Below are 16908 nucleotides of genomic sequence, written 5' to 3' on the forward strand. Positions count from 1 at the left end.
CCACGCGTGCGTGCCGTGTCGTCTCAGGCCGGCCGAACCACGCTGTGGATCGAGCCCTCGCCGTCGTAGTAGATCGACTCCTCGCGGACGTAGGTGCCGGGCTTCGGGGCGTGGATCATCATGCCGTTGCCGATGTAGATGCCGACGTGGGTGACGTCGTCGTAGAAGAAGATCAGGTCGCCGGGCTGGGCGTTGGCGAGGGAGACCGTGGTGCCGGCGTTGACCTGGTCGTAGGTGACGCGGGGGATGTCGACGCCGGCGGCCTTCCAGGCGGCCTGGGTGAGGCCGGAGCAGTCGTAGGAGTCGGGGCCTGTGGCGCCCCAGACGTACGGCTTGCCGATCTGGGCGCGGGAGAAGGCGAGCGCCTTCTCGGCCTTCGTGGCGTAGGTGGAGTCGGCCGTGGACTCGGACTCCGTGCTGCCCGTGGACGTCGAGCCGGAGTCGGAGGAGGTGCTCTCCTGCTGCTGGGCCGCCTCCGCGGCGGCCTCCTCGCGGCGCTGCTCCTCCGCCGCCTGCTGCTCGGCCAGCTCGGCGGCCTTGCGCGCGGCCTCCTCCTGGCGCTTGCGCTCGATCTCGGCGAGCCGCGCCTTCTCCTCCGCGGTCAGCTGCGACAGCAGCTCCCGCGCGTCGGCGAGCTTCTTCTGGACCGTGGACTTGGCGGTCTTCAGATCGGTCTGCGACTCGTTCAGCGTCTGGAGGCTCTCGGTGGCCTCCTTGCGCTTCTTCATCGTCGCCGACTGCTGCGTGATGTAGTCGTCGACCGCCTCCTTCTGACGGCCGGTCATCCGGCTCATCAGCTGGGTCTGGTCGAAGTAGTCCTGCGGGGAGTCGGCGAGCAGGAACGTCGCGGTGTCGGGGGCGGAGGCGCCGGTCCGGTACTGCGCGGCGGCGAAGGAACCGAGTTCCTCACGCGCGTCGTTGAGCTTCTGGGTGCGCTTGGCGACGTCGTCCAGGAGGGCGTCGGCCTGCTTGCGCTGCTTTGCGGTCTTCTCCTTGGCGGCGTTGTACTTCTCGGTCGCCGTCTCCGCCTGGCGGTAGAGGTCGTCGACCTTCTTCTCGACCTCTTCGAGGCTCGGCTTGTCGTCCGTGGACGGGCTGGCGTTGGCCGTCTGGGACAGCAGGGCCACGGAGGTGAGGGCGGCCGTGGCGAGGGCGGGGGTCCGTATGCCTGCTACGCGCGTACCCGCGGGACGCGACTTGCGGTGCGACGCCAAGGGAGGCGACTCCTTCCATGTTCCGCCTACCGAGTTAGCTGTCGGGTTCGGGCGGGTGGTTAGGAAGGTTTGCCCTACGACCCTTTCCCGATAAGGGAGTTGGGTCGATTCACCCCATGTTCGGTTGGGTCCCCGGCTCCGGCTGCCGTGGGCGGGCAGCGGACTCGGCGGAGGCCGCGCGGCCCGGCGAGGTTCGCCGGTGGGGGTCGTACGGCCTGCCCGGCACGGTAGCCAACTCATGTGGCCCCTGTGAAGGTTGATGGGTGATATGCCCGATACATTTTCGTGACCTCAGGTCAGGGCGTCGCTGGGCGTGGTCAATCCGGACGGATCTGCGGCGACTTGTGCGTATTTTCTCCGGAGTGACATCGTCCGCCCGCTTCCGGGCGCTAGCTTCCAGCCAGAGTTCGGGGTAGCTCGATCGGGTGATCGCAGCCTCGCATGCTTGCGGCGCGTTGCGCCGGGCGGGGTACCGTCGTGGTGCGATCTGGAACGCGGGGTGCGGTGTCAGCGTGCGGGGCCCCTGCTCCACCGGAGTGATGGTTCAGGGCCTCCCCGTCGCCTCTGGCTGCATCCACTTGGCCAGGTCGTGAGGGACTCCGCCCCCCCGGCTCGGACCGCGGACAGGATCCGTGTCGCCGCCCGGGATGCGAAAGCGGACGACCAGTGCGCCCAAGACCGTTCGGGGCGTGCCTGCGAGCGGGCTTCTCTGCTCGTTGCTTAGGGACGGTACGGGCATGAGGGAGCGCCCTCATGAGAGTGCCAGGCGGCGGCTGTACGAAGGCCTTGACGGGGTCCTCGTACAGCCGCCGCCTGGGGCGTGGAGACCTTCGTCCCGCCGGAGGCCGGGGTGCCGACGTGTCCGCCGTGGAGCTGAAGTACAACCCGCACAAGGCGAGCCTTGAGTCCAACCCGTACGCCGTCCTCGCCCTGCCCGACGGCCGGAAGATCGTCGCGGACGCGGCAGGGAACGACCTGGTCGAGATCTCGAAGTCCGGCAAGGCCCGCCCCTTCACCGTCTTCCCGGACCACAACGGCCGCGAGTCCGTCCCCACGTCCCTGGCGCTCGGCCCCGCGGCAGGCTCTACGTCGGCGAGCTGAACGGCCTCACCGAGAAGCCCACCGCGCGCGTGTGGCGCGTCGACCCCTGGACCGGCAAGATCCTCGGCTGGAAGTCCGGCTTCGGCCCGATCAGCGGCCTCGCCGTCAACCACAGCGGAGACCTGTACGTCAGCCAGCTCTTCGCCGGCGTCGTGACCAAGGTCTCCGGCGGCAAGCGCACCGACGTGAAGGTCCCGTTCCCGGCGGGCGTGGCCGTCGACCCGTACGACGGAAAGGTCTATGTCTCGGCCTGGTCGATCGCGGACCGTGACGGCACCGTACTGGAGGGCAAGAAGACCCCCGGCGGCCAGGTCTGGAAGATCCTCGGCTTCTGATTCGGGGGATGTTCTCAAGGGCGGCGGCGGGCTGTCAGTGGGGAGCCCTAGACTCGGAGAGCGATGAGCAGCCTCTTTGACGACAGCTTCCTGGCGGACCTCAAGGCCCCTCGCGGGCACGACGAGGAACCCCCGCCACCGCCCGAGGACGATCACGCTCCGGAGCCGGTTCCGGACGATCTGTTCGGTGGGAAGTTCGACGTGCCGCCGGACCGGGACGCCTACTACCGTGACGGCGCCCCGCGCCCGGCGATCGACGCGGCCGCGCTCATCGAGGGGCTGAACGACAACCAGCGCGCGGCCGTCGTGCACTCCGGCACCCCGCTGCTCATCGTGGCCGGCGCCGGGTCCGGCAAGACGCGCGTGCTCACGCACCGCATCGCCTATCTGCTCGCCGAGCGGAATGTGCACCCCGGGCAGATCCTCGCGATCACCTTCACCAACAAGGCCGCGGGCGAGATGAAGGAGCGCGTCGAGCAGCTCGTCGGCCCGCGCGCGAACGCGATGTGGGTGATGACCTTCCACAGCGCGTGCGTGCGGATCCTGCGGCGGGAGAGCAAGAAGCTCGGCTTCACCTCCTCCTTCTCGATCTACGACGCCGCCGACAGCAAGCGTCTGATGGCGCTCGTCTGCCGGGATCTCGATCTCGACCCCAAGCGGTATCCGCCCAAGTCCTTCAGCGCGAAGATCTCGAACCTCAAGAACGAGCTGATCGACGAGGAGGACTTCGCCGCCCAGGCCACCGACGGCTTCGAGAAGACCCTCGCCCAGGCATACGCGATGTACCAGTCCCGCCTTCGCGAGGCGAACGCGCTGGACTTCGACGACCTGATCATGACGACGGTCAATCTGCTGCGCGCCTTCCCGGACGTCGCCGAGCACTACCGCCGCCGCTTCCGGCACGTCCTCGTCGACGAGTACCAGGACACCAACCACGCCCAGTACGCGCTCGTGCGCGAGTTCGTGGGCACCTCCGAGCACCCCGTCGACGTACCGCCCAGCGACTACGACCTGCAGCCCGCCGAGCTCTGCGTCGTCGGTGACGCCGACCAGTCGATCTACGCCTTCCGCGGCGCGACCATCCGCAACATCCTCCAGTTCGAGGAGGACTACCCGGACGCCACGACGATCCTGCTGGAGCAGAACTACCGCTCCACCCAGACGATCCTCACCGCCGCCAACGCCGTCATCGAGCGCAACGAGTCCCGCCGCCCCAAGAACCTGTGGACCAACGCGGGCGCGGGCGCGCGCATCACCGGCTATGTCGCCGACACCGAGCACGACGAGGCGCAGTTCGTCGCCGACGAGATAGACCGCCTCACGGACGCGGGCGACGCGAAGGCCGGCGACGTCGCCGTCTTCTACCGCACCAACGCCCAGTCCCGTGTCTTCGAAGAGGTCTTCATCCGCGTCGGCCTGCCCTACAAGGTCGTCGGCGGCGTCCGCTTCTACGAGCGCAAGGAGGTCCGGGACGTCCTGGCCTACCTGCGGGTGCTGGCCAACCCGGAGGACTCGGTCCCCCTGCGGCGCATCCTGAACGTCCCCAAGCGCGGCATCGGCGACCGCGCCGAGGCGATGATCGACGCCCTCTCCCAGCGCGAGAAGATCAGCTTCCCGCAGGCGCTCAAGCGCGTGGACGAGGCGTACGGCATGGCCGCGCGCTCCACCAACGCCGTCAAGCGGTTCAACGCGCTGATGGAGGAGCTCCGTACGATCGTCGAGTCCGGCGCGGGACCGGCGACCGTCCTGGAGGCGGTGCTCGAACGCACCGGCTACCTCGCCGAGTTGCAGGCCTCCACCGACCCGCAGGACGAGACCCGGATCGAGAACCTCCAGGAACTCGCCGCCGTGGCCCTGGAGTTCGAGCAGGAGTCCGGCGAGGGCGAGGCGTCCGGCTCGCTCGCCGACTTCCTGGAGCGGGTCGCGCTGGTCGCCGACTCCGACCAGATCCCCGACGAGGACGAGGACGGCTCCGGCGTCATCACCCTGATGACCCTGCACACCGCCAAGGGACTTGAGTTCCCGGTCGTCTTCCTCACCGGCATGGAGGACGGCGTCTTCCCGCACATGCGCGCCCTCGGCCAGACCAAGGAGCTGGAGGAGGAGCGGCGCCTCGCCTACGTCGGCATCACACGCGCGCGTGAACGGCTGTATCTGACGCGCTCGTCGATGCGCAGCGCGTGGGGGCAGCCGTCGTACAACCCGCCCTCCCGCTTCCTGGAGGAGATCCCCGCGCAGCACGTCGACTGGAAGCGCACGGGCGCCACCTCGCCGGTGTCCTCCGGGCCCGCGTCCGGTGTGGCGGCCTCGCTGTCGTCGTCGCGTTCGCGCTCCTCGGCGTCCGGCGCGTCCGGCTTCGCCACCCGGCGGACCTCCGAGAAGCCGGTCGTCTCGCTGGCAGTCGGGGACCGGGTCACGCACGACCAGTTCGGGCTCGGCACCGTGATGGCGGTCAAGGGCACGGGCGCGAACGCCGAGGCGACGATCGACTTCGGCGACACCAAGCCGAAGCGGCTGCTGCTGCGGTACGCGCCGGTGGAGAAGCTGTAGCGACGAAAGGCCCCCGCTGCCGAACGGCGGGGGCTCGTCGGGCGGTTACGAGGGTTCGAGGCCGTGGCTGCGCAGCCAGGTCAGCGGGTCGATGGCCGACCCCCCGCCCGGGCGGACCTCGAAGTGCAGGTGCGGGCCTGTCGAGTTGCCTGAGTTGCCGGAGAACGCGATCTGGTCGCCGGCCTTCACCGTCGTACCGGAGGCGACCTGGTACGTGGAGAGGTGGCAGTACCACGTCTCCGTGCCGTCCATCGCGGTCACGATCATCATGTTGCCGTAGGCGCCGTTCCACTGGGTGCGCACGGTGCCGTCGGTCGCGGCCAGCACCGGGGTGCCGTACGACACCGGGAAGTCGATGCCGGTGTGCACGGACATCCAGTTGATGCCGGCCTGGCCGTAATAGGCGCTGAGCCCGTGCTGTGCGACCGGCAGTGCGAACTTCGGGCGCAGTCGCTCCTTGCGGGCCGCTTCCTCGGCCGCCTTCTTCCGCTCGGCCTCCTGCTCGGCCTTGAGGTCGATGCGCTCCTGCGTACGGCTGGCCCGGTCGGCGAAGTCGTCGGCGCCGGCCGAGAGGCTCTCCAACTGGGTGTCCAGCTTGTTGTTGGCCGTCGAGGGCTTGACCGCCTGCGCGTCCGACGCCGTCGTCGACGTCTCCTTCTCGTCGGTCGTCAGCGTGCCGACGGAGGCGGCGGCGATCCCGGCCACCCCCATGACACAGGCCGACGGCACGGCGACGGTCAGCAGCGCGGAACGCTTGGCGGGGGGACGGCGCCGGGAGCGGGACGCGCCGCGGGCGGCCGTGCGGGGGCCCGGGGCGGGGGCGGCGGTCTCCTCCTGGTCGTCGAGGAGGAGGCTGACGGCGGGGAGTTCGCCGGTGGAGATCAACTCGCCTTCGCCGGAGACCGTTTCCTCGTACGGCGTCTGCGTCTGGTCGTACGGCGTTTCCTCGGCCGAGAGCTGCTCGAAGGTCGCCGTCGCCTGCTGGCCGAACGATTCGGCTCGTTGCTCGAAGTCGTCGGCCCCGGTCGTGGCGCCATCGGAGTTCCACTGCGTGGCGTCGTACGCGCCGGTGTCGAAGGTCTGCGTGCCCCATTCCCAGTGCTGGGTCTGGTCGGCGGGGGCGCCGGACGGGTCGGGCTGGAGCCAGGCGCCCGCGTCCCACTGTCCGCTGGTGTCGGGGCTCGTGGCCTGCGGCGGAACGCTGGACAGCTGCTGGTACTCGGCCGACCAGGCCGTCGTCTCGTACGCGCCGGTGTCATAGGCGGCGTGGTGCTGGGCCGCGTACGCGTCGTAGTTCAGGGGCTGATGACCGCCCGTCGACCACTGACCCGAGTCGTAGGTGCCGGTGCTCTCGCCCGGCATCGAGCCGAACAGCGGGTCGGTGTCGAAGGTTCCGGTGGTCTGCTGAAAACCGGTGGCGTCGTAGTGACCGTACGTGGTGAAGTCGCCGTACTGGGCTTCCTGGGTGCCGTACGACGCGTAGTGCGCGGAGGCGGCGTCGGAAGCCGGAGCCGGGGTGGTCATGGTCCCCGACGGGTGACGGTCGTTCACCAACTTCTCTTTCGCCTCGACAACAGGGGCTGCCAGAGCAGTGCGGTGACTGTACCCGGCGGTACGCGGGCACGACAATCTTCGGCAGGTTTCACGCTTGCGGGAAACGGGCATTCGGCCGTGTTTCGGGGGACTGTGGACGCGACTTTGGCCTTTCGTTCGAATACCGTTCGAGGCTTCAGTCGTTTCCGGGACGGCTCACGCCACCGTCAGACCGGCGGCGCGAGCGGCTTCGGCTCCTGTCGTCTCGGTGTCGAGGGCCTGCCTTATCCCCGCCGCCACGGCCGGGTGCACGGGCAGGGCGAGATGTCCGACCCCGCTCACCCGCACGTTCTGCGCCAGCAGATCGGGGTGGTCCATGCAGGCCGTCTCCAGCGGGTCCATCAGGTGATCGAGGTCGCTCCAGAAACTGACGAAGTGCGTACGGCAGCCGGGGGCGGGCCGGGCCAGCTCCTCCAGCACCGGCGAGCCGGGGCGCATCTGCCGGACGATGGGGTGCGCGTTGGCCAGCGGCACCACGCGGGTGCCCGAGTGCGGGGTGCCGAGGGTGACCAGCGTGCGGACGCGGAGGTCACCGCCGAGGCGCTGTACGTAGTAACGGGCGATGAGGCCGCCGAGGCTGTGCCCGACGACATCCACCTGCTTGCTGCCCGTACGCGCGCAGATCTCCTCGATGTGCCGGCCGAGCAGCTCGGCCGCCGTGCGGATGTCGCAGGTCAGCGGGGAGTAGTTGAGCGACTCGATCTGGTGCCTGCCGTGCTGGGCGAGGCTGCGGCGCAGCAGCACGAAGACCGAGCGGTTGTCGATGAACCCGTGCAGCAGCACGACCGGGGGCTTCGTCTCCGTCGGCAGCTGAGGCGTGTCCGGGGAGCCCTGTGGAGGGAGCGCGGTCCTGCGCTCCTGGGCGATTCCGGATGGATAGAGGAGGAGGTGCCCGGCGAGGATCGCGATTTCGAGGGCGGTGGCCTTCAACAGCGCCATGGACAGTCCGGCCAGTCGGCTCGGGAGGAGCCGCTGACAGAGCGGAAGAAAGGGCAGCACTGCCTTGGTGACCTTCATGGCCGACCTCCTGTCGGCACACCCGAGGACGGCTCTGTCCCCCGTGTGCCCTCATGGGAAGACGCACCGAGGTCGGCCGACGGTGCGCGAGCGGGCTGCGCGGGGTGGGAGCGGCGTGTGACGTCCATGACGCCGTTGACGTGACGAGGCTCCCTGCCGGTGTGGCGACGAGGCTCCCCGCTGTCGTGCCTTACCTGCCCTACGTGCTCTTCGTGCCCTCGACGACGCGCCGCACCGCCACGACGCGCGGCCTGCGGCGCGGTGGTGCGGCGACCTCGTTGCGGCTCCCGATGCGCGTGTTCCGGCTGTGGCCCGACGGCCGCCTCTGTCTGCGGTCCGTGAGCCGCAGAGGGTCGGAACGGTGCGCGGCGAACGTGTCCCACCGTGTGATTTCCCCCTCGGTCTCCACCGTGAAACTGCGGGTTGCGGGATGCTGGCGATAACGTTCGTTCACTTCCCCGGGCGGTGTGGCTCGGGGCGTCCGTGCCACGGCGTGTGCGGCGTGTACGGCGCGAGTGATGTGTGCGGTACTTGACGGTACGGATGGATGTAGTCGCTTCATGGAGGCAGTGATGGGTGTGGCAGCCGGTCCGATCCGCGTGGTGGTGGCCAAGCCGGGGCTCGACGGCCACGATCGCGGGGCGAAGGTGATCGCGCGGGCGCTGCGCGACGCCGGTATGGAGGTCATCTACACGGGCCTGCACCAGACGCCCGAGCAGATCGTCGACACGGCGATCCAGGAGGACGCCGACGCGATCGGTCTCTCCATCCTCTCCGGCGCCCACAACACGCTGTTCGCCGCGGTGATCGCGCTGCTCAAGGAGCGGGACGCGGAGGACATCCTGGTCTTCGGCGGCGGCATCATCCCGGAGGCGGACATCGCTCCGCTGAAGGAGAAGGGCGTCGCGGAGATCTTCACGCCGGGGGCGACCACACAGTCGATCGTGGACTGGGTCCGGGCGAACGTGCGTCAGCCGAGCGTCTCCGGGGGCTGAGCGGTTCTTTCGGCGCGGGTGGGCTGGTCGCCGGCCCGCGCCGTCCCGTTCAGCTCCTCGATCATCGCCGCCCGCAACCGCAACGTCGTGACCAGGCGCTGGAACGCCTCCGCCCAGTACCCCCCGGCCCCCGGTGACGCGTCCTCCGGTTCGTCGGGTACGGCCAGCAGGCCGTCGAGGCGGCTCGCCTCGGACGGGTCCAGGCAGCGTTCGGCCAGGCCCATCACTCCGCTGAAGCTCCATGGATAACTCCCCGCGTCCCGCGCGATATTGAGCGCGTCGACGACCGCCCGCCCGAGCGGCGCGGCCCATGGCACGGCGCACACCCCGAGCAGTTGGAACGCCTCGGACAGCCCGTGCCGCGCGATGAATCCGGCCACCCACTCGGCCCGTTCGCCCGCGTCCAGCGTGCCCAGCAGCTTCGCCCGCTCGGCCAGCGACACCGCCCCGGGCCCGCCGGCCTCCGGCGCCGACGGCGTCCCGAGCAGCGCCCGCGCCCACTCGGCGTCCCGCTGTCGTACGGCCGCCCGGCACCAGGCCGCGTGCAGCTCGGCCTGCCAGTCGTCCGCCACCGGCAGGGCCACGATCTCCGCGGGCGTACGGCCGCCCAGCCGCCCCGGCCAGGTGCCGAGCGGTGCCGCCTCCACCAACTGTCCCAACCACCACGACCGTTCCCCGCGTCCCGCCGGAGCCTTGGGCACGACACCGTCGCGCTCCATGCTCGGATCACACTCGTGCGGTGCCTCAACAGTGATCGTCGGGATGTCCCGGGTGCGGTCCACGGCCACGCACGCCCCGGCCCGGACCGCCATCCGCCCGGCCAGCGCCGATCCGGGCAGCGCCGACAGCAACTCCGCCGCCGTCGCCCGCACATTGCGGCTCCGGTCGGCCAGGGCCTGCTCCAGGAACGGCTCGTCCGACGGGCCGAGTCCGGTCCGCAGCGAGTCCAGGAACATCAGCCGGTCCTCCGCCCGCTCCGTCGCCCAGGTCGTGGCGAGCAGCTCCCGCGCGGCAGCGGGTTCACGCGCGCGTATCGCGGCGAGCAGGGCGACCCGCTCGGCGAACAGACCCTCCCGCCACAGTCGTTGCACTCTCTCCTGCTCCTCGGGGCGGGGCAGCGCCGTGCCGCCGCCGGGCGTCGCGCGCAGGGCGAACCGCCAGTCCGGGTTCAGCCTGGCGAGCCACACCGCGCGCGTGCCCGCGAAACGCAGTGCCGCAGGCCGTAGGTCCGTGCGTCCCCGGGCCGCGTCCAGCAGGGCGGGCAGCATCTGCGGGGGCGCCGCGTAGCCGTGGGCGTTGGCCGCCGTCAGCCACTGGGGGAGCAGCTCCATGAGGTCCGGCGACGTGCCTCTGCGTCCGCCGCCCGTGCCTCCCGCACGGTCGGCCAGCAGCAGCGCCAGCCTGCGGGCCGCCGCCGGGGGCAGCGCGGGGCGGGCGTCCTCGGGGGCCGGTTCGGGGCGGTCCGCCGCACGGGCCGGGAGCAGGCCCGCCCGCCGCCGTACGGTCTCCACGGCCGCCGCGTCCAGCAGGGCGACCGGTGCCTCCCGGGCCGGGTCGCCGCCCGGTGGGGTGCGGCGGTCGGTGCCGAGCAGGGCGGTGGTGACGAGCTCTTCCCAGGCGGGCGCGTCCGGGGTCCTGTTCATGAGGGTCGTCCCTTCTGTGGGGTGCCGGGGAGGGGCCTCGGGGTGCGTCGGCGTCGGTTCAGCACAGCGCCACCGCCTCGCCCGTCCCCTGTGGCCAGGCCGCGAGCGGGGTGAAGCCCCGGTGGCCGCACTCGCCGAAGACCTTGACCGGCTCGCCGCCCGACAGGGCGACCAGCTTCCACAGGCCGGGGCGGGACCTGGCCGTGGGTGTGAGCGGCAGGGCCGTGTCCGTGCCGGCGTCCGCCAGCTGCCAGGACTCGCCGTCCGGAGTCGGTATCACCCGTTCCAGCGTCACCGGGACCGAGTCCAGCCAGGGGTCGTCCCGCAGCGCCTCGCCGTAACGGGCGGCCGCCTGCGCCGTCGTCATCCCTGGCGGACGTATCGACGTGGGCACGGGCGCGGCGAACCGCTCGCCGAGCGACGCCCGCAACTGGCCTGCGCCCGGGTAAGAGGACACCTCCGCCTCCACGGTCAGCCCGACCGGCAGGGCGAGTTCGGGGGCGCGGCCTCCGGCGCCGTAGGAGAGGAGGAGTGCGGTGCGGGTCGAGTCGGCGCCGTAGAGCCAGATCCGGCGGGTGGTCAGGCGGGTGTCCGCCGTGTCGTACTGGGCGAGGACCAGCCAGCGGTCGCGGATCGGCGTGCCCTCCGGGGACGCGGGCAGGCCGATGCGGGAGCGGACCGTCGCCGCCAGGTCCTCCGGCAGCCGCTCGCGGTGCAGCCAGCCCTGGTCGAGGAGGTGGAGCAGCGCGCACTCCTCCAGCAGCCGCACCGGCCAGCCGGGCCCGGACGACGGGATCGCCCCCAACTCCCGGACGCGCGCCGCCAGTCCCGACGCCTGGGCGTCGACCATGCGGGCCGCCGTCTCCTCCCACAGCCCGTACCCTGCCTGCTCCGCGCCGGCCAGTCCGCCGCGCAGCAGATCCGCCAGGCGCTGCTCCAGCTCCGTCGCCCCCGCGGTGACCTTCTCCGCCCGGCGCTCCGCCCGCCGCCGCGCCGCCTCCGGATCAGCCGAGCCCGACGGGGACCCGGAACCGCCCTCCGTCCGCTTCTGCTCCGCGCGCTTCCTTCTCCCCTCCAGCCACTGCTCCGCCCACTCCGGCGGCTCCGCCTGCGGCACCGCTCCGTCCCCGCCCGCCCACAGCAACAGCAGCCCGAGGGCGTGTTTGCACGGGAACTTCCGGCTCGGACAACTGCACTTGTACGCGGGCCCTGACGCGTCCGCGATGTCCACGACCGTCTGATACGGCTTGCTGCCACTGCCCTTGCACAGCCCCCACACCGTCCCCTCGTCGGTACTGCCCGCCTCGGACCACGGCCCGGCCGCGCCGAGTTTGCCGCCCGCTTTGCGTGACGCGGCGTCAGGCGCCAGTGCCAGCACCTGCTCCGCGCTCCAGCGCACCCCCTGCTGAGTCATGCCTTCGAAGGTAGATCCCCCCACTGACAATCGGCTCGGCGAGCGCGTTTGCGCAGGTCAGGACCGATTGTCAGTGGCGTGGTGCACGGTTGGTGGCAGATCCGAACCGGCCGAGCTGGAGGGGGACTTAGCCATGACCGTGTCCGTGGACCCGACGTCCGAGACAACCCGCGAGAGCACACCGACCGAGGCGTTGCGACCGCATGCCGAGGACGCCTTCGCGGCCGAACTGTCCGCGCTGGCCGCGCAGGACGACCGCCCGCGCCCGGCCCGCTGGAAGCTGTCGCCCTGGGCCGTGGCGACCTATCTGCTCGGGGGCACACTGCCGGACGGCACGGTGATCACTCCGAAGTACGTGGGACCGCGCCGCATCGTCGAGGTCGCCGTCACCACACTCGCCACCGACCGCGCCCTGCTCCTGCTCGGCGTGCCCGGCACCGCCAAGACCTGGGTGTCCGAGCACCTGGCCGCGGCCGTCAGCGGCGACTCGACCCTGCTCGTGCAGGGCACCGCCGGCACCCCGGAGGAGGCGATCCGGTACGGCTGGAACTACGCGCAACTGCTCGCGCACGGCCCGAGCCGGGACGCGCTGGTGCCGAGCCCCGTCATGCGGGCCATGGCGGAGGGCATGACGGCTCGCGTCGAGGAGCTGACCCGCATCCCTGCCGACGTACAGGACACGCTCATCACGATCCTGTCGGAGAAGACCCTGCCCATCCCCGAGCTGGGCCAGGAGGTCCAGGCCGTCCGCGGCTTCAACCTCATCGCCACCGCCAACGACCGCGACCGCGGGGTCAACGACCTGTCCAGCGCCCTGCGCCGCCGCTTCAACACAGTCGTGCTGCCGCTGCCGGAGAGCGTCGACGCCGAGGTCGACATCGTCTCCCGGCGCGTCGACCAGATCGGACGCTCCCTGGACCTGCCGGCCGTGCCCGACGGCATCGACGAGATCCGCCGGGTGGTGACCGTCTTCCGCGAGCTGCGCGACGGGGTGACCTCGGACGGCCGGACGAAGGTGAAGTCGCCGAGCGGCACCCTCTCCACGGCCGAGGCGATCTCCGTCGTCACGGGCGGCCTCGCGCTCTCCGCCCACTTCGGGGACGGCGTACTGCGGCCCGCCGATGTCGCCGCGGGCATTCTCGGCGCCGTGGTCCGCGATCCGGCGGCCGACCGGGTCGTCTGGCAGGAGTACCTGGAGGCCGTCGTCCGCGAGCGCGACGGCTGGACCGACTTCTACCGCGCCTGCCGGGAGGTGAGCGCATGACCGCGTACCAGGGGGACCGGATGAACGGCGACGACACGAGGTGGCCGGCCAGGCGAGGGGGACGGTATGACGACGGGAGCTGACCCCGGCGCCGGGCCGCTGCTGCTCGGCGTACGGCACCACGGGCCTGGGTCGGCGCGGGCCGTCCGGGCGGCGCTGGACACGGCCCGGCCGCGCGCGGTGCTGATCGAGGGGCCGCCCGAGGCGGACACGCTGATCCCGCTGGCGGCCGAGGAGGACATGCGCCCGCCGGTCGCCCTCCTCGCCCACGCCGTGGACGAGCCAGGACGCTCGGCGTTCTGGCCGCTGGCAGAGTTCTCCCCGGAGTGGGTCGCTATCCGCTGGGCCCTGGAGCACGAGGTACCGGCCCGCTTCATCGACCTTCCGGCCACGCACACGCTGGCCTGGGAGAAGGAAGCGGTGGAGGGGACGGCCGACGACCCTGAGGAGGCGACCGCCGATGTCCGGATCGACCCCCTCGCCGTGCTCGCCGAAGCCGCCGGATACGACGACGCCGAGCGCTGGTGGGAGGACGTCGTCGAGCACCGCGGAGTCGGTGCCGCGGGGGATCCGCTCGCGCCGTTCGCCGTGCTGGCGGAGGCCATGGCCGCGCTGCGGGAGGTGTACGGCAGCGGCGGACATCAGCGGGACCTAGTGCGCGAGGCGTACATGCGGCTCCAAGTGCGGGCCGCACAGAAGGAGTTCGGGGACGCGGTGGCCGTCGTGTGCGGGGCGTGGCATGTGCCCGCGCTGAGCGAGCGGACCACCGTCGCCGCCGACCGGGCCCTGCTGAAGGGCCTGCCCAAGGTCAAGGCGGACATGACCTGGGTGCCATGGACCCATCGCAGGCTGGCGCGGGCCAGCGGCTACGGCGCGGGCATCGACTCTCCGGGCTGGTACGGGCATCTGTTCCGCGCGCAGGACCGGCCGGTCGAGCGGTGGCTGACCAAGGTGGCGGGGCTGCTGCGGGCCGAGGACCGGATCGTGTCCTCCGCGCATGTCATCGAGGCGGTACGGCTGGCCGAAACGCTCGCGGCGATGCGCGGCCGCCCGCTGCCCGGCCTGAGCGAGACGACGGACGCCGTACGGGCGGTGATGTGCGACGGCTCGGACGTGCCGCTGGCGCTGGTGCACGACCGGCTGGTCGTCGGCGATGTGCTGGGGGAGGTGCCGCAGGACGCGCCCGCCGTGCCGCTCCAGCGGGACCTCGACCGGATCCAGCGCCGGCTGCGGCTCAAACCGGAGGCGCTGGAGCGCGAGTTGGAGCTGGATCTGCGCAAGGAGACCGACGCCGGGCGCAGCCGGCTGCTGCACCGGCTGCGGCTGCTGGGTGTGCCGTGGGGAGAGCCGGTCGCCTCGCGGGGGAGCACGGGCACGTTCCGGGAGACCTGGCGGCTGCGCTGGGAGCCCGAGCTGTCCGTGCGGGTCGCCGAGGCCGGGGGGTGGGGGACGACCGTACTCGCCGCCGCGACCGCCAAGTCCGAGGCGGACGCCGTCTCCGCGCAGCACCTCGCCGATGTCACCGCGCTCGCCGAGCGGTGTCTGCTGGCCGAACTGCCGGACGCGTTGCCGACGGTGATGCGGGTGCTCGCCGACCGGGCCGCGCTCGACACGGACGTCGGCCATCTCGCCCAGGCCCTTCCGGCCCTGGTCCGCTCCCTGCGCTACGGCGATGTGCGCGGCACCGACACCGGGGCGCTCGCGGAGGTCGCCGCGGGCCTCGCCGAGCGAATCTTCGTCGGGCTGCCCCCGGCCTGCGCGGGCCTCGACGCGGATGCCGCCGAGGAGATACGGCGCCATGTGGACGCGGTGCACGGAGCGGTGGGGCTGCTCGGCGACGCGCCCGCGCCGGGACACGGCGAGCTGCGCGGGCGCTGGCGGGCGGTGCTCAAGGTGCTGTCCGTGCGGGACACGGTTCCCGGTGTGATCCGCGGGCGTGCTGTGCGACTCCTGCTGGACGAAGGGGAGTTGGCGCAGGACGAGGCGGCTCGGCTCATGGGGCTCGTGCTGTCGCCAGGGACACCGCCCGGGGACGCGGCGGCCTGGATCGAGGGCTTCGTCGGCGGCGGCTCCGGCGGCGGGATGCTGCTCGTGCACGACGAGCGGCTGCTCGGCCTGGTCGACGCCTGGCTGACCGGGGTGCCGGCGGACGCCTTCACCGACGTACTGCCGCTGCTGCGGCGCACCTTCTCGGCGTACGAGCCGGGCGTGCGCAGAACGCTCGGGGAGCTGGTGCGGCGGGGGCCCGGGCAGCGGGGCGCGGCGGCGGTCACGGGTTCCGGCGTACCCGGGTTCGCGGTCGAGCTGGACCAGGCGCGGGCGGATGCCGTACTGCCGGTGGTGCGGCTGCTGTTGGGACTGGAGACGGAAGACGACGAACTGGTGGGGGTGGCGCGATGACGACCGACGGGCTGAGGGAGCCGGGGGAGCGGGTACAGGCGGCGGACTCCGCTGGGCAGGGTGAGGGGCTGCGGGTGGAAGGCCGGCCGACGACGACCGTGCCGGTGATCCCGCTGTGGCAGCGGCTCGATGGAGGGACGCGCGGATGACGAACGACCTGACGGACCCGGCGCAGGAGCGGCTGCGGCGCTGGCGGCTCGTGCTCGGCGGCGACACCGCCGACGGCACCGGATGCAGGCTCGCCGGGCAGGACGCCGCGATGGACGGGGCGCTCGCCGCGCTCTATGGAAAAGGGGACAGAGCGCAGACAGGGAAGGACCGTTCGGCGGGGCTCGGGGCGTCGGCACCGTCCGTCGCCCGCTGGCTCGGGGACATCCGCACCTACTTTCCCTCCTCCGTCGTGCAGGTCATGCAGCGCGACGCCATCGACCGGCTCGGGCTTTCCACGTTGCTGCTGGAACCGGAGATGCTGGAGGCGGTGGAGGCCGACGTGCATCTCGTCGGGACCCTCCTCTCCCTCAACAAGGCCATGCCGGAGACGACGAAGGAGACGGCACGGGCCGTTGTGCGCAAGGTCGTCGAGAACCTGGAGAAGCGCCTCGCCACCCGCACCCGGGCCACGCTCACCGGCGCCCTCGACCGCAGCGCGCGGATCAACCGGCCGCGCCATCACGACATCGACTGGAACCGCACGATCGCCGCGAACCTCAAGCACTATCTGCCTCAGTACCGGACGATCGTGCCCGAGCGGCTCATCGGCTACGGGCGGGCCTCCCAGTCGGTGAAGAAGGAGGTCGTGCTCTGCATCGACCAGTCGGGGTCGATGGCGGCGTCGGTGGTCTACGCGTCGGTGTTCGGGGCGGTGCTGGCGTCCATGCGGTCGATCGACACGCGGCTCGTCGTCTTCGACACCGCGGTCGTCGACCTCACCGACCAACTCGACGACCCGGTGGACGTGCTGTTCGGCACACAGCTCGGTGGCGGTACGGACATCAACCGGGCGCTGGCGTACTGCCAGTCGCAGATCACCCGGCCCGCCGAGACGGTGGTCGTGCTGATCAGCGACCTCTACGAAGGGGGCATCCGTGACGAGATGCTGAAGCGGGTGGCGGCAATGAAGGCGTCGGGCGTGCAGTTCGTGGCGCTGCTCGCGCTGTCCGACGAGGGGGCGCCGGCGTACGACAGAGAGCACGCGGCCGCGCTCGCCGCGCTGGGGGCACCGGCGTTCGCCTGTACGCCGGATCTGTTCCCGGAGGTGATGGCGGCGGCGATCGAGAAGCGGCCGATTCCGATACCGGACCCGGTGTGATGCCGTTCCGCGGGTGATTTGTCGACGTACTGACGCCCCGTTGTCTCCCGACTTGGGTCAGTAAAACGGACAT

Annotated in this window: 13 protein-coding genes and 1 riboswitch; of the genes, 8 read left to right on the forward strand and 5 right to left on the reverse strand. The window is 71.6% G+C overall.

What is annotated here, in order from left to right; all coding sequences use genetic code 11:
* Positions 1-23 precede the first annotated feature (23 nt).
* The gene (locus tag H4N64_RS06950; protein ID WP_186281206.1) at positions 24-1214 is read right to left on the reverse strand and encodes a C40 family peptidase; all 1191 of its coding nucleotides are present in this window, start codon (positions 1212-1214) and stop codon (positions 24-26) included.
* A gap of 8 nt (positions 1215-1222) precedes the next feature.
* A riboswitch (cyclic di-AMP (ydaO/yuaA leader) is annotated at positions 1223-1394 on the reverse strand.
* Positions 1395-2072: 678 nt separating this feature from the next.
* Between H4N64_RS06950 and H4N64_RS06955 the strand changes: the two genes are divergently transcribed.
* The 3 genes from H4N64_RS06955 to pcrA all read left to right on the forward strand — a co-directional run bounded on the left by H4N64_RS06955 (position 2073) and on the right by pcrA (position 5200).
* A complete protein-coding gene (locus tag H4N64_RS06955; RefSeq protein ID WP_186281207.1) occupies positions 2073-2315 on the forward strand; it encodes a hypothetical protein in 243 nt (80 codons plus the stop codon).
* Between the two features lie 29 nt (positions 2316-2344).
* The gene (locus H4N64_RS06960) at positions 2345-2650 is read left to right on the forward strand and encodes a hypothetical protein (RefSeq protein WP_186281208.1); all 306 of its coding nucleotides are present in this window, start codon (positions 2345-2347) and stop codon (positions 2648-2650) included.
* 63 nt (positions 2651-2713) lie between these two features.
* Complete coding sequence (pcrA, locus tag H4N64_RS06965; RefSeq protein WP_186281209.1) at positions 2714-5200, forward strand: DNA helicase PcrA; 2487 nt, start codon at positions 2714-2716, stop codon at positions 5198-5200.
* Between the two features lie 45 nt (positions 5201-5245).
* Here pcrA and H4N64_RS06970 read toward each other — a convergent pair whose 3' ends face one another.
* Positions 5246-6724, reverse strand: coding sequence for a M23 family metallopeptidase (locus H4N64_RS06970; protein ID WP_260859587.1), 1479 nt, complete (start codon positions 6722-6724; stop codon positions 5246-5248).
* Positions 6725-6949: 225 nt separating this feature from the next.
* Complete coding sequence (locus H4N64_RS06975) at positions 6950-7810, reverse strand: esterase/lipase family protein (protein ID WP_186281211.1); 861 nt, start codon at positions 7808-7810, stop codon at positions 6950-6952.
* A gap of 572 nt (positions 7811-8382) precedes the next feature.
* Between H4N64_RS06975 and H4N64_RS06980 the strand changes: the two genes are divergently transcribed.
* Entirely contained in the window at positions 8383-8805 is a 423-nt protein-coding gene (locus H4N64_RS06980) for a cobalamin B12-binding domain-containing protein (RefSeq protein ID WP_186281212.1), read from the forward strand.
* Here the strand turns inward: H4N64_RS06980 and H4N64_RS06985 are convergent.
* Both H4N64_RS06985 and H4N64_RS06990 read right to left on the reverse strand, forming a co-directional pair.
* Positions 8781-10448 carry a DUF5691 domain-containing protein gene (locus tag H4N64_RS06985; protein ID WP_186281213.1) on the reverse strand — a complete coding sequence of 556 codons (1668 nt, stop codon included), beginning with the start codon at positions 10446-10448 and terminating at the stop codon, positions 8781-8783. The two genes, H4N64_RS06980 and H4N64_RS06985, sit on opposite strands and share 25 nt — an antisense overlap.
* A gap of 58 nt (positions 10449-10506) precedes the next feature.
* Positions 10507-11862, reverse strand: coding sequence for an SWIM zinc finger family protein (locus H4N64_RS06990; protein WP_186281214.1), 1356 nt, complete (start codon positions 11860-11862; stop codon positions 10507-10509).
* Positions 11863-11995: 133 nt separating this feature from the next.
* On the opposite strand from H4N64_RS06990, the gene H4N64_RS06995 reads away from it, so the two are divergent.
* The 4 genes from H4N64_RS06995 (at position 11996) to H4N64_RS07010 (ending at position 16835) form a co-directional block, all read left to right on the forward strand.
* Positions 11996-13126, forward strand: a complete 1131-nt coding sequence (locus H4N64_RS06995) for an ATP-binding protein (RefSeq protein ID WP_186281215.1) — start codon at positions 11996-11998, stop codon at positions 13124-13126.
* 66 nt (positions 13127-13192) lie between these two features.
* On the forward strand, positions 13193-15526 hold the full coding sequence (locus tag H4N64_RS07000; protein WP_186281216.1) for a DUF5682 family protein: 2334 nt from the start codon (positions 13193-13195) through the stop codon (positions 15524-15526).
* Positions 15523-15675 carry a hypothetical protein gene (locus H4N64_RS07005; protein WP_186281217.1) on the forward strand — a complete coding sequence of 51 codons (153 nt, stop codon included), beginning with the start codon at positions 15523-15525 and terminating at the stop codon, positions 15673-15675. Before H4N64_RS07000 ends, H4N64_RS07005 begins: the two co-directional genes overlap by 4 nt.
* A complete protein-coding gene (locus H4N64_RS07010) occupies positions 15672-16835 on the forward strand; it encodes a VWA domain-containing protein (protein WP_186281218.1) in 1164 nt (387 codons plus the stop codon). Before H4N64_RS07005 ends, H4N64_RS07010 begins: the two co-directional genes overlap by 4 nt.
* Positions 16836-16908: the final 73 nt, after the last annotated feature.

It is taken from the genome of Streptomyces cupreus, assembly GCF_014257025.1.
Lineage (GTDB): Bacteria > Actinomycetota > Actinomycetes > Streptomycetales > Streptomycetaceae > Streptomyces > Streptomyces cupreus.